Origin of the sequence: Vibrio sp. S9_S30 (genome assembly GCF_014694455.1) — a bacterium.
GTDB lineage: Bacteria > Pseudomonadota > Gammaproteobacteria > Enterobacterales > Vibrionaceae > Vibrio.
In genome coordinates, this window is the sequence record NZ_JAAUWT010000003.1 from 305,234 (window position 1) to 318,869 (window position 13,636).

Consider the following 13,636-nt stretch of genomic DNA (forward strand, 5'->3'; position numbering starts at 1 on the left):
ATCCAAATGTATTGGATTAAAGCGCTTCTTCCTGGGCTTGCTTTACCAATGCCTGACGTTGAGCTTCTTTTTCGCATGACGCGTTATTATTGTTTTTGCTTTCATTTTCCAATTCACTTGGAACGAATACATAGTACTTATTGAACATCTTGAACCTCAAACTGCATGAATCATTACGCTCGAAATTATTCACCTAGCGTAATCAAGCCGAAAATATTAATGACTTCATTCTCAATATTCAATCGAATTTATGTAATTTTTTATCAAGAAAGTGGGTTTGCGATGAACTTCATGAAGTAGGGTAAAAAATAGGAAGATACACGGTCTCGAACCTTAAACTGATTGCAACGGCTACGAGTAACCAAGTCAATATCCGATTGAAAATCGAAAATAATTTCGGATTATTGAGCTTGTGCCCTAATCCTTCCCCGATAAGGGAATAACTTGTAGGAGCCTCAAAAACGAGCAGCGATTTGCAATAGGAAAAAACCGTCTATTCTAGGAATGTATTTACAATGCGCTTTAAATCAATAGCTCTCCTAATTTTAACTTTTAGTTCTTGTACCTTTGCAGACGACTTAAAGAGCGCTAATGAGCGTCTGGCACAGAAATATGTTGAGCTAAATGAGACTATGGAGGTGTACAGCTAACTTCAGATGCAAGTAGCACCGATTTTATCCGGTCACACACTCGGCTATCACGAGTCTTACCATGCTGGCTATCGAGTTCTTGTTGTTGGCTTTCGGTTAGAGTCATTTTCATAGTGTGTAGCATGATCCTCATCACTAAATAAATCAACCATGTTCAATAAATATATTTATTTCCTTGATTTGAAGCAATAAAAGCAAAGCAAATATTCATCTATTACTGTTATTATTAATATCTCGATGACATTAACACTTTATTAATTAATGCTATTGTTAATTTCAAATCTCGGAGACTTACGTCGAACATCTATCCACAAATCCAATAAAACATTTTCACTCCCACAGGAGTTATAATAATTTAATCAGCAGTACAACCGATCAATAAATATAAAAACTCTAGATAATAACTTTACCATTACATCTAGTAAGAGGAGGTTTGTATTTAGAAGAGCTTTGCGAATTATCCCTCCATACTATTGTGCGCTATTGTTTTCCCTAGCTCTTGTATATTTATTCCTTAATGTGCCAGATGGTTCTCAATGGGATATATCCATTCCTATTACTCTCGAAGGAATTATCAGTCATTTTTTATTGCTGAATGACCTTTTTGGTGGAACACAGATAAATTATGTTTTTTGGTCAGTGGCTCTAGAGTTTAAACTATACTTTCTATTCTTGTTTTTCTTGTATATATGGAGAAGATTCGGCGCCTTATCACTACTTGTTGGCGTGTCAATTCTAGTCTACACGACGATTATTATTCTTGAAGCTATAGGATTAACATCAGTTCCTCCACAGTTTCTAGGTCTCATACTATTTTTTGTTATGGGTATGCTCAGTTCATATCTTGGTTCTTCAATAAATAAAGAGAATGCAGGAAAACTTTTGGTTTTAGGTGTTTTTCTATTTGTTATACTGGTCTTATCTTGTATCGTTATTGGCATAAGAAACGCTCATGATTATTTGATATATTTGGATACGATACTTGCTGTATCTACTTCTTTTTTGTTAATTTCAATGAATGCACTTGGAACACCCAAGATATTGAGATGTTAATGTCGCTTGGTGTATTTTCATATAGTTTATATCTTATACATGCCCCAATTATAGCAATCATAGATAGATATTTCGCCAGAACTATTTCGGAGTCAGATGACATTAGGTTTCTAACTATCATGCTTGCGTCTATACCCATTTGCATCTTATGTGCACTGATTTTTTACAAGTTAATTGAGAAGCCATCCTTAAATCTGAGGGAAAGGAAAATAATAAACCACTCAGAGGTCAAGCCACATTTTGAGTAATTTACACTTCAAGGAATATTTGGATTATTTATGAGTAATTGGTTATATCTGTTCGTAGCAGTTATATTTGAGGTAATCGCAACATCATCCCTAAAATCATCGAAAGGTTTTACAAATCTTATACCTTCTATAATTGTTGTTTTAGGTTATGCAGGTGCTTTTTATTTTCTATCGCTCACTTTAATGTCCATACCAATAGGTGTCGCGTATGCTGTTTGGTCGGGATTTGGGATTGTATTGATTTCCCTCGTTGGTTTTTTCATATTCAAACAAAACTTAGATTTACCAGCAATATTGGGGATGTCTATGATAATTTCGGGCGTATTGATCGTCCATATATTTTCAAACAGTATTTAGTTCTAAAAGGGATACAACTACATGAACGTGAAAAACACGCTATTAACTATAACAGAGCTAGGAATGGCAGCTTATTGGATATTAGCGATTCTAGACACTACAAATACTATTTCCATTCCGCCGGAATATATGTACTCCGATCATAAAAACAAGATCGTTGTGGCATGGAACTGGTCTTTCTTCCCTATGGATATTATGTTTGTCGTCTTGGGTTTAGTCAGTCGATTTAGTGGTATAAGCCAAGTGAATAAGAATTTTCTCTCAATTTTCTCTTTGTCACTCATGTTCTGTGCAGGAATCATGGCTATCTCATATTGGACAATCATGAGAGAGTTTGACGTTTTTTGGTGGGGGGTAAATCTTTGGTTACTTGGGCTTTCTTCTTGGTGTTTGTTGACACAGTTTATTAAAGCAAAGCGATGCTCAGACGAGCCTATTTTACGCGAGCAAGTTAGCTAAAACAAAGATAGTAGAACATTTTAATTTGGAACAGATTTATACCCAAGTAACCTCTAGATACTTGGCTCTGCAAGAATGCCACTCGCTATGATATGCGAGTGGCATTAAGTTTGGATTACGAGGTAATTATACGTCGTAAGTAGTAGAAGCGGTGTCGCCGCCTGTACCAGTCCAGTTTGTGTGGAAGAATTCACCACGCTTACGGTCGATACGCTCGTATGTGTGAGCACCGAAGTAGTCACGCTGAGCTTGAAGCAAGTTCGCAGGTAGGCGAGCTGTTGTGTAACCGTCTAGGAAAGATAGCGCAGAAATCGTACATGGCATTGGGATACCAGACTCTAGAGATTTCGCTGCTACTTTACGCCATGCTGCTAGGCTGTTTTGTAGGATGTTTTTGAAGTACTCGTCAGAACCCAGGAACGCAATGTCTGGGTTTGCTTCGTACGCATCACGGATGTTGCCTAGGAATGCGCTGCGGATGATACAACCACCACGCCACATTAGTGCTACGTTACCGTAGTTTAGGTCCCAGCCGTTTTCGTTCGATGCTTCACGCATTAGCATGAAACCTTGAGCGTAAGAGATGATCTTTGAAGCCAGTAGAGCCTGACGAAGTGCGTCAACCCACTCTTTCTTGTCGCCTTCCACTGGAGCGATAGTCTTACCGAACAGTTTTTCAGCTTCAACACGTTGGTCTTTCAGTGCAGACAGGCAACGAGAGAATACCGACTCAGAGATAAGCGTTAGAGGAATACCTAGGTCTAGTGCGTTGATGCCCGTCCACTTACCCGTACCTTTCTGACCGGCTGTGTCTAGGATTTTCTCAACAAGAGCTTCACCGTCTTCATCTTTGTAGCCAAGGATGTCAGCTGTGATTTCAACTAGGTAGCTGTCTAGCTCAGTCTTGTTCCAATCAGCAAATACAGCTTGCATTTCGTCAGCTGAAAGGCCAAGACCGTCTTTCATGAACTGGTATGCTTCAGTGATAAGCTGCATGTCACCGTATTCGATGCCGTTGTGTACCATCTTAACGAAGTGACCCGCACCGTCGTTACCGACCCAGTCACAGCAAGGCTCGCCAGCGTCAGTTTTTGCAGAGATACCTTGGAAGATGGGCTTAACCGCTTCCCAAGCTTCTGGAGAACCACCCGGCATGATCGATGGTCCGAAACGTGCACCTTCTTCACCACCAGATACACCCGTACCGATGAAGTGAATGCCTTTCTCGCGACAATGCGCTACGCGACGGTTTGTATCTGGGTAGTTCGTGTTACCACCGTCGATGATGATGTCGCCTTCATCTAGAAGCGGGATTAGGTTGTCGATGAATGCATCCACAACTGCACCAGCACGAACCATGAGCATCACTTTGCGTGGTGCTTCTAGCTTCTCTACTAGCTCTTCTAGAGAGTAAGCACCCACTATGTTTGTGCCTTTCGCCGGGCCTTCTAGGAACTCGTCTACCTTCGCAGCAGTACGGTTGTGAGCCACAACTTTGAAGCCGTGGTCGTTCATGTTTAGGATAAGGTTCTGACCCATTACTGCTAGGCCAATAACACCGATATCACCTTTCATTATTCATCTCCATTAATCGATCAGGCAATTTTACTTGCTGCGTCTGAATCTAAGTACCACTCCGTTTCGCCCGCTTTGGACTGAATTTTCGCCGCCGGATAAGGCAATGCTTCGGCTGGAGTGGTGTGAATTTCGTGTACGATCTCAGTCTTGCCTGCGCCTAACACTAGGTAGCTGATGCGCTTCGCCGCTTCCAACACTTTGGCGGTTTTCGACACGCGGATTTGACCGGATTCTGGATGAGAGGCCAAAACAGATAGGCTCTCATCGTTGTAATTGGTTTGCTCTGGGAACAACGAAGCCGTGTGGCCATCAGCACCCACACCAAGCAGAATCCAATCGAACACTGGCGTGCCGTTTTCAGTTGGGATCACCTCTGCCATTTCATTGGCGAAGCGCTCAGCTTCTGCTTTTGGCTCGTCTTCACCACGGATGCGGTGAATGTTGTCTGCCGGAATCTCTACTTGGCTGAACAACAATGCGTTCGCTTCGCCGTAGTTACTTTCTGCATCATCCGGTGCAACGCAGCGCTCATCACCCCACCAGAAGTGGAGGTTGTTCCACTGGATAGATGTTGCGTAAGCCTCTGTCGCAAGCAGCTTGAACAACATCTTTGGCGTGCTGCCACCAGATAATGAAATGTGCACAGGCTTGCCTTGCTCGCTGAACGCTTTCAGCTCGTTTGCTAGGCTTTCTACTACCTGATCCGCAGTTTGGAAGATCTTATGATTGATCATAGTTCGCAGTAATCCGTATCAGTAAGGTTCTTACAAGGGAAGCGCCATGCGCGACCGTCTCGCTGAAGTAGCTTATCAGACTCGATTGGCCCCCATGTTCCACAGGCGTAGCCAAACAGTGATTGAGGATCTTGTTTGAAGTCCAGAATCGGCTGAACGTACTTCCAACACGCTTCGACGGCATCACTGCGAGCAAATAGCGTCGCGTCGCCATTCAGTGAGTCAAGAAGTAGACGCTCATACGCTGTCAGCATTTGCGCTTCTTCCAGAGAGGCGTAGTGGAAGTTCATTTTCACTTCTTTCGCGTGGAAACCTGCGCCTGGCTCTTTCAAACCAAAGCTCATCTGAATGCCTTCATCAGGCTGAATACGAATGATCAGCTTGTTTTCTGGGGCATCCAAACCAAATACTGGGTGTGGCGTGCGTTTGAAGTGAATAACGACTTCGGTTACACGTGTTGGTAAGCGCTTACCTGTACGAACGTAGAATGGTACACCGTTCCAACGCCAGTTGTTGATGTACGCTTTCAAGCCCACGTACGTTTCGGTGCGCGAATCTTCTGCTACCCCTGTCTCTTCACGGTATCCTGGAAGGAATTCGCCACGCACATCCGAACCCGTGTACTGACCCAGCACAAGATTATTGCGAAGATCGTTATCATCCAGTGGTTTCAAGCACTGAAGCACTTTCACCACTTCATCACGCATTGAGTCGGCATTGATTTGAGCAGGTGGCTCCATACCCACCATTGCCAACACTTGTAGCAAGTGGTTTTGGAACATATCACGCACAGCACCGGAACCGTCGTAATAGCCGCCACGCTCTTCTACACCTAAGAATTCCGCACCGGTGATTTCCACGTAATCAATAAAGTTACGGTTCCACAATGGCTCGAACATGGCGTTAGAAAAACGGAAGACTAACAAGTTTTGTACCGTTTCCTTGCCTAAATAATGGTCGATACGGTAAATCTGGTGTTCCTGAAAATGCTCATGGATTTCTTTATCCAACTTCTGCGCAGACTCCAAATCGTAACCAAATGGCTTTTCGATGATCAGGCGCTTCCAACCTTCGCTTTCATCGTTCAAACCATGCGCCGCTAAGCTAGCAGGGATCACGCTGTAAAGGCTTGGTGGTGTCGCTAAATAGAAGAGAGTATTACGTTGTTCAAACTGGTAACTTTTAGAGAGTTCATCTAAACGGGTAACCAACTTGGCGTAATCGGCGGTGTCAGAAGTGTCTATCGCTTGGTAGTGCAGATAGTTAATGAACGCATCTAACGTTTCAGGTTCCGTTTTTTCCATTTCCTGAAGGGAGCGTTTTAACTTGTCGCGATAAGATTCATCGCTGTACTCAGTACGGCTGACGCCTAAAATCGCAAAGGATTCTGGAAGCTGCTTGTTTGCGTATAAATGGTATAGCGCAGGGATCAGCTTGCGGTAAGTCAAATCGCCAGAGGCACCGAAGATAACGATGCAGCTGTTTTCAGGTATTACCATCATCTTTCCTTAAAAGAGGGGTTTTCATTGAGACAAAACTAGAATTCACAAACCCTATCAATGTCACAGGTAAATTAACAATAGTTGTTAACTATCAGTCCGAGAGGTAAGAACTATGGGCTATTCAGTGTTTAACTGAGGTAAAATAGCGTGCTACTTTACCTCAGCTTATTACGATACGCATCCCAAAAACTTACCTATTTCAATTTTGTTGAGAAAAACTACAAAATTTCTGTAACATTTACAATATAACAAATAATAATAATTATCATTAACAACAAAAAGAAGGGATCGATTCGACATAAGGTATTCCATCAAAAGCATTACCTCACAACGTATTCGAGCCCTTTTGTAGCACATGAAATTGAGTATTCGTTGATTTTCCAGTGTTCTGGGCTCCAGCCATAGAGAAACCTTATAAAATCTGCCCAAGCCACATAGTAAAAGGGTTCCCAGCTCTGAATAACCCATTTTGCATTGTGTTCTGGATGATAGAACGACATGGCATCTTCAAATTGGGAAAAGTAGTAATCTAACAACAGATTTTCAACCTCTTTGGCTTCTTCCATAGGCACACAACTGCTTATGAAAAGCATGACGTCTTTCATTGCACACCCCTTGCCTACATATTGAAAATCCACTGCGCCAACAGAATCCACATTCGGCGAAAAACAGAAGTTCGCTAGCTTGGCATCACCATGGACGAGCGTGGGAAATGGCGCCGATTTCAGTACTGAATCGATGGCTTTTGCGTATTGTTTAAACGGGCTTGCTGCCATTGCTTGAAGTTCATCGGGGCGAGTATCCAAATGCCAATAGGTCCCTTGCGACCATAAAGAGGTTTCTTGAGCCCATAGGGTTTCACCTTGATTAGATAGGTTGGGGCTGGTACCCAAATACTTAGCATGAAAATTGGCTAACCATTTCAGACAAAGCTTCCAGTGCCTAACATCCGAGTCCTTAACCACCTCTGTTAAACCATCATCACGCAAATCAGACATCACTATTACGTATTGTGATGGAGTGGAATCAACTTTCAACCCTATGGGCATAAGGCATCTTGGATCTTTTTGGGTGGAAAAATTCAAATACCAATTGGCTTCTATAATGTAAGATTTTCGTTTTCTATTGGTGGATCGCTCCGTATTCCAGCCCCTTGGATGTGCGAGTGTTTCGGGTAACTCTATCCATTTAGCAATGACGCTATTCTCGATCGCATCACTGTCGCCTTTTGAGTTCAAATACCAGCGTTCAAGTCGCCCAAAGCCGCCCCAAAGCGTCTGAATCAATTGCTTCTCATAGGGCTCTTGCATGGCATACTCTTTACTCATTTCCCCATTCCCGACATTTGATCAACTCAACATCTATACTAGGTCTATATTCTCTCTTAAACAGACATGATTCGCCAATAGAGAAAACCATTACTAAACTGGATTAATAAGCCATCTTTTGTTTCATGCCATTTGCCGAGAGGAACCTGATTTTATGACTCAATTCTGCGAATTTTTTACTTGCACCGCTCACATTCAGTGACGCTGAATAAACTCATTTTTAAAACTTAATTTATAATGTCAGGGCGACAATCGCGACTAAAATGCATCGAAGCACATAACACCGCAATTCTTGTCGTGCGTCTATTTTTCATCGCCTTACAATGGCTTAGTACGAGGCAATAAGGGTCAAAAAGGATTATCATGGCGGACAATTCGGCGACAGCAAACCTACAAAGTAATGGTAATAAGGATAACTTTAGAGGTGCTGAAACAACGCTTAAAAGCTCTGACGCTTTAGCAATGATTGAACACAGCAGTGAAGCGACAATCAACGTCTCGACACCGGTTGGTATCAACTATAAAGGTACAACGCCTTTTATTGGCACCATTGGAACAGACTACATATTGTTGGGCGCACCTGATATTTCAGATGAAGATTACGAATACTTTTTTCAGGAAGGTTTTTGGGTCAATGTTCGTGCTATTTCACCCCGTGGTGAAGGGGCACTTATCTATTTTCGTTGTCAAATCATGCACATCATAAACAACCCCGTTCGCATGATCATGATCTCTATTCCTGCCAATATGAAGGTGCTTCAACTTCGTAAAGAACCTAGGTACGACGTGTCACTCGCGGCCATTGTTTTTTATGACGGGCAACGCTTAGAGTGTGAAGTACGTGACATATCCAAAGGGGGGTGTCGTATCATAACCAGCCCTTTGACACGCACATTCCAAATAGGGGAAGCCGTACAAGTCAGCATCGTGGAACGCACACGTGAGAAGCTGGATCTGCCTCAACTTACCGGTAAGATTTGCAACATGCAGAAGTCCCACCATTATGCACGTTATGGGATGATGTTTGATGATAAAGGGGAAAAGAGTGTCCAACTTCTGCTGAGCCATTTGAAGTTTGACGGCTCAAAGCTCGCTCTAAAAGCCTAGCTTGAGAGACCACACTGCCATTCAGCCATAATTTCTATTTAATACTGCAATTTCTATTTAATACTGCTTTTGAAAAGGGATCTTGCCTCGACCGTAAGACGATTCGATAGCGCCTACCATTCATAGCGGCTTCCAAAGATAGATAATATTTACCTGTCGAAAAGAGAACTGAAAGTTTCAGGGAATACAAAGAGTTTCAGGGAATAAAAAGAGTTTCAGGGAATAAAAAAGCTTAGGTTCTTAACCAGATCCTAAGCTTGTATTACGAACAATTCTACGAATTATTACTTGTGATAAAACGAATTCGCCCCGCTACCTCGGGTGAGAGAGCGGGGCGATGCATTCTATCAATCTAAACTTAATTAGATTTTTTCAACGTTTGCAGCTTGAGGGCCTTTTTGACCTTGCTCAACTTCAAACGATACTTTTTGGCCTTCAGCAAGTGTTTTGAATCCGTCACCGGTGATAGCACGGAAGTGAACAAATACGTCTGCACCACCGTCTTCTTGAGTAATAAAACCAAAACCTTTTTCTTCGTTAAACCACTTAACTGTGCCAGTTGTCTTAGACATGGGTATTTCCTAAATTGTATCTTTGTATCTCACAGAGCGACCTTCGCGCCATGATTGTTTGTCAGCCAGATCGAGAATTATTTATGAGAGGTTTTAACATCGAAAAGAAAACACTTCATGAACAAACTGAGAAACAGTCAATTAAAGAAGACTTCTTAGAGTCAGAAACAACAAATAAACGGGTCTACGTACAGGCCAATTACCAAGTTACGCGACTTTTTTATCTGTGTACACGATTTTCTTCCTTTAACAGGAAAAAATCGCTTCGATTGTGATATACGCATGCAAAAATGACAACATTCACACACAATTCATGAAACTGCTGTTGCGGTATCTCATTTCTCATTCTATCGAACTGTCTGTTTCTGCAAAATTTTCCTTATTTTGGGAATATTTTATGCGGCTAACAGGTCTTATAGCCTAGTGGCTAGGATAAGCGAGAATTAAACTGGCTTCCAAACAAGACTAAGGCGTCGCTGCTGTAGGTTTTGAATCGACGTTGAAAGTATCTCGTGTCGTTTTTAACAAACCCACACTTATTTCCGTCCGTCGTTGTACAGGGCTGAAAGAAGAAACCCATTGTCATACCTTACGAAAGCTCATAAAGAGGAGACAAGTTAGGTAAACCGGTAAAATCTGTTTATATTTTAACTGAGCTTAATGTCTACCCAAAAGAGCATGCTTTGAACATACCATCTATATTCCGATACGTTTTTGCTTACGTTACTTGTATTGTGTCGCTATCTTCTTACGGTGCTGCGCACACCACTTCTTGGCTTCAAAACGATAGACACCCTCCTGTATCAGTAAAACTATCACTCACTGGCACACAAGACGTTAAGACAAAAACCGTTCATGCCTTGCTGGAAGTACGGTTGAATGATGGCTGGAAAACCTACTGGCGCACCCCCGGAGAAGGGGGCGTGGCGCCCTCTATCGATTACTCCACCGCTTCTAACATTGAGAACATTCAATGGTACTGGCCTACCCCAAATTATTATCAGCAATTCGGTTTAACCGTGTTGGGCTATCAAGATTATGTGGCGTTTCCACTGGATATCATGTTGAACAACCCACAAACAGCGACAGAAATGAACGCAACACTAACGTTACCCAGTTGCACCGACATCTGCGTGCTGGCCGACTACCCTATTCGTTTACGTTTTGATCCTAAAGCACTGTCGCCGGATAGTGAAACCATGCTGCTTCACAATCAAGCGATGTCTTTGATTCCACTTGATCATGGCAATACGACGGTGACACGCGTAATTTGGGATGAAAATAGCCGGCTACTCAATGTTACCTTGAGAAACGAAACTGGTTGGGAAAGACCAAACCTTTTTATCGAAACATTGGAGCCAAGTGATAACCATTTTCAAGCTCCAACCCTCTCAATTCATAACCAACAACTAACAGCCATTGTGCCTGTTTCAAACGCCCTAGGGATACCAGATTTAACCAATCAAGAATTGCGCATTACCGTAAAAGATAACCTACTTTTACAAGAAATGATCGCGCCGTATTCAGTAGGAAATGTTGAGTTCGATACTCAAAACACAGCGCTGATGTTATGGTTCGCTTTCCTTGGGGGGCTGATATTAAATGTGATGCCGTGTGTGCTTCCCGTCCTCGGAATCAAAGTCAATAGTGTGTTGCTTTCTGGCGATAAGCCGGCCTTGCACAGAGCTCAATTCCTTGCCTCTGCGATGGGCATCATCGCTTCCTTTTGGGTACTGGCTGTTGCCCTCATACTCCTAAAATGGACAGGTAACACCGTTGGCTGGGGGATCCAATTCCAACAACCTTGGTTTTTGATCTTCTTAGCGGTTGTTACTTTAGGGTTTAGCTTAAATTTATTCGGCGTTTTTGAATTTAAACTCCCTAGTTCATGGTCAAGTGCTTTAGCGAGTGACAGAGGGAAAGGGCTATCGAAACCCTTTTTCCAAGGCGCCTTTGCAACACTGCTAGCCACGCCTTGCAGTGCTCCGTTTTTAGGTACGGCCGTTGCTTTCGCATTAGGTAGCCATATTTTTGACATTCTGCTCATATTTACGTTTTTGGGCATGGGTTTAGCGTTTCCTTGGTTTATGTTCGCTTTATTCCCTAGAACGATTGGGTTACTGCCAAAACCTGGTCCTTGGATGAATAAAATGCGAGTCATTTTTGCTTTGATGATGTCTTTAACATCCTTTTGGCTGATTTCATTACTTTCTGAGCACCTAGGTCAATTTTTGACTACGTTAGTCAGTGTCATTACATTTGCCCTTTTGCTGATTGCGTTGGCTGCAAAACATGGCATCAAAAACGTCACGATTTATGGTAGCTCTGTATTACTGATATTCGGATTAGGCATGACTATAGCTGGGGCACTTTCGTCAAATGGGGCAACACCCATTGTCGATGATTTACCATGGCAAGAGTTGGACACACAAGCCATCGCCCAACATGTCAGGGGTGGAAAACTCGTATTTGTCGATATCACCGCAGATTGGTGTATTACCTGCAAAGCAAACAAGATTGGAATCATACTGCAATCCCCAACGTATGAGCTTATGCAAGCGTCTGACATCGTTTTAATGCGTGGGGATTGGACAACACCCAGTCATACAATTACTGAATTTTTGATGAGTCACGGTCGATATGGCGTACCGCTTAATGTGGTATATGGACCTAATGCACCTTTAGGGAATGACCTTCCCGTTCTGCTTACCCAAGACGCCATTTCACAATCTCTCAATCTAGCAAGAGGAAAATAACCGATGTTTAAAACAGTAAGAAACCTCACGGGCTATCTCTTGCTTATTATTCTGCTTACGGGTCTGCTCGATTGGTGGCGAACCAAGCATGTTGATTTCCGAGACATGCCGCTTACCCAGGGAAAAGCAATCGATGGTTCTTTTATTAATGTTACGGCGTTAAGCCATGATAAGCCTGTCTTGGTTTATTTTTGGGCAACATGGTGTGGTGTATGCAGCCTAACAACACCAAGCATTGAGATTTTGTCCAATTATTATGAAGTGGTTTCCATTGCTTTAGCATCTGGTGAAGATGACCGCCTACTCGAATACATGGAGAATAACGACTACAACTTCACGGTAATGAATGATTTGGAGGGCAGTATCAATCAATACTGGCGAGCCCAAATCACTCCTACGATCGCCATCGTTAAAGATGGTGAAATTCAGTCTATGACCACAGGATTTTCTACTCCTTGGGGATTATGGCTACGTTTACTGCTGGCATAAGGATTCAGAAAATGACATACGTTACACAATGGCTTGGTGGATTAGGCCTCGCGTTTAGCTTGGTGATGCCAAGCTATGCAGAAGAAAACAAAGCTCCGGTAACATTGACTCCAGAGCAAACCACGCAATTGGCGAAAATCAATGCCATATTAAATGGGCACCCTCAAATTATTGAGGATTTGAGCAAGAGCTTAGAGGCTTATGTTACTCAGCAAAAGCAAGTCGAAGCCGCACTAAAGGAACAAAGAGATTGGTTAACACAAGCACCAGAACACAGCAAATCCGGTGCCGACAATCCAGCTCTGACCATCATTAACTTTACCGACTATAACTGCCCATATTGTAAGCGCTTAGAAATCGGCTTGGCGAAGCTACTCACAGAGATGGACAACGTAAGAATTGTGAATATCTATGTCCCTCTACAACAACAAATTGCCAGTGGCACCAACACAAACTCTGCATTCTATGCATTAAAAGTCTGGGAGAAAGCACCCGAGAAGTTTGCAGAAGTTCACAGGCTATTAGTCGCCCACCCAACTCGACACGATGCCGAATCACTCAATCGCATTGCTAAAGAAACGGGCACGGAAAAGTACTTAGAAACAGGTGAGCGTGAACAATCCATTGTATCTCGTAATATGCAGGCATTCCGTCAACTCGGTTTACGTGGAACCCCTGCACTTATCATGAACGATGAAATTATTCCAGGATTCCTACCTTACAGCGAACTTAAAGAAGCGGTTCAAAAAGAATTGAACTCAAACAAAATTTAACTGCGAAAGATCAAAACACCTTAGCTTCAC

General features: G+C 42.7%; 12 protein-coding genes and 1 pseudogene. 7 read left to right on the forward strand and 6 right to left on the reverse strand.

The genetic code is table 11. The annotated features are described in order from the left end of the window. Positions 1–651 precede the first annotated feature (651 nt). Positions 652–774 (reverse strand): annotated as a pseudogene (locus HC752_RS24755) (IS630 family transposase); the annotation flags it as partial. A 287-nt stretch (positions 775–1,061) separates the two neighbouring features. On the opposite strand from HC752_RS24755, the gene HC752_RS25400 reads away from it, so the two are divergent. The 3 genes from HC752_RS25400 (at position 1,062) to HC752_RS05360 (ending at position 2,767) form a co-directional block, all read left to right on the forward strand. Next, positions 1,062–1,703 carry an acyltransferase family protein gene (locus HC752_RS25400; RefSeq protein WP_446751423.1) on the forward strand — a complete coding sequence of 214 codons (642 nt, stop codon included), beginning with the start codon at positions 1,062–1,064 and terminating at the stop codon, positions 1,701–1,703. 278 nt (positions 1,704–1,981) lie between these two features. After that, positions 1,982–2,308: a DMT family transporter gene (locus HC752_RS05355; RefSeq protein ID WP_190334090.1), complete on the forward strand. Its 327-nt coding sequence runs from the start codon at positions 1,982–1,984 to the stop codon at positions 2,306–2,308. Between the two features lie 21 nt (positions 2,309–2,329). Beyond that, positions 2,330–2,767 carry a DUF5360 family protein gene (locus HC752_RS05360; RefSeq protein WP_190334091.1) on the forward strand — a complete coding sequence of 146 codons (438 nt, stop codon included), beginning with the start codon at positions 2,330–2,332 and terminating at the stop codon, positions 2,765–2,767. A gap of 126 nt (positions 2,768–2,893) precedes the next feature. Here HC752_RS05360 and gnd read toward each other — a convergent pair whose 3' ends face one another. The 4 genes from gnd to HC752_RS05380 all read right to left on the reverse strand — a co-directional run bounded on the left by gnd (position 2,894) and on the right by HC752_RS05380 (position 7,909). Beyond that, positions 2,894–4,342 (reverse strand): decarboxylating NADP(+)-dependent phosphogluconate dehydrogenase, encoded by a 1,449-nt coding sequence (gene gnd, locus HC752_RS05365; protein ID WP_190334092.1) that lies wholly within the window; start codon positions 4,340–4,342, stop codon positions 2,894–2,896. Between the two features lie 20 nt (positions 4,343–4,362). Next, the gene (gene pgl, locus HC752_RS05370) at positions 4,363–5,079 is read right to left on the reverse strand and encodes a 6-phosphogluconolactonase (RefSeq protein WP_190334093.1); all 717 of its coding nucleotides are present in this window, start codon (positions 5,077–5,079) and stop codon (positions 4,363–4,365) included. Further along, complete coding sequence (zwf, locus tag HC752_RS05375; protein ID WP_190334166.1) at positions 5,076–6,578, reverse strand: glucose-6-phosphate dehydrogenase; 1,503 nt, start codon at positions 6,576–6,578, stop codon at positions 5,076–5,078. Before zwf ends, pgl begins: the two co-directional genes overlap by 4 nt. Positions 6,579–6,901: 323 nt before the next feature. Further along, positions 6,902–7,909, reverse strand: coding sequence for a phosphotransferase (locus HC752_RS05380; protein WP_238930417.1), 1,008 nt, complete (start codon positions 7,907–7,909; stop codon positions 6,902–6,904). A gap of 363 nt (positions 7,910–8,272) precedes the next feature. Here HC752_RS05380 and HC752_RS05385 point away from each other — a divergent pair, with 363 nt between their 5' ends. Next, positions 8,273–9,016 carry a flagellar brake protein gene (locus HC752_RS05385; RefSeq protein WP_190334094.1) on the forward strand — a complete coding sequence of 248 codons (744 nt, stop codon included), beginning with the start codon at positions 8,273–8,275 and terminating at the stop codon, positions 9,014–9,016. A gap of 362 nt (positions 9,017–9,378) precedes the next feature. On the opposite strand, the gene cspE is transcribed toward HC752_RS05385, so the two are convergent. Next, on the reverse strand, positions 9,379–9,588 hold the full coding sequence (cspE, locus tag HC752_RS05390) for a transcription antiterminator/RNA stability regulator CspE (protein WP_004402847.1): 210 nt from the start codon (positions 9,586–9,588) through the stop codon (positions 9,379–9,381). Positions 9,589–10,271: 683 nt separating this feature from the next. Between cspE and HC752_RS05395 the strand changes: the two genes are divergently transcribed. From HC752_RS05395 to HC752_RS05405, 3 genes are read left to right on the forward strand one after another with little or no spacing between them, the layout of a single operon-like run. Beyond that, a complete protein-coding gene (locus tag HC752_RS05395) occupies positions 10,272–12,344 on the forward strand; it encodes a protein-disulfide reductase DsbD family protein (RefSeq protein WP_190334095.1) in 2,073 nt (690 codons plus the stop codon). A 3-nt stretch (positions 12,345–12,347) separates the two neighbouring features. Continuing rightward, positions 12,348–12,833 carry a protein disulfide oxidoreductase gene (locus HC752_RS05400; protein ID WP_190334096.1) on the forward strand — a complete coding sequence of 162 codons (486 nt, stop codon included), beginning with the start codon at positions 12,348–12,350 and terminating at the stop codon, positions 12,831–12,833. 11 nt (positions 12,834–12,844) lie between these two features. Further along, positions 12,845–13,606 carry a DsbA family protein gene (locus tag HC752_RS05405; RefSeq protein WP_190334097.1) on the forward strand — a complete coding sequence of 254 codons (762 nt, stop codon included), beginning with the start codon at positions 12,845–12,847 and terminating at the stop codon, positions 13,604–13,606. Positions 13,607–13,636: the final 30 nt, after the last annotated feature.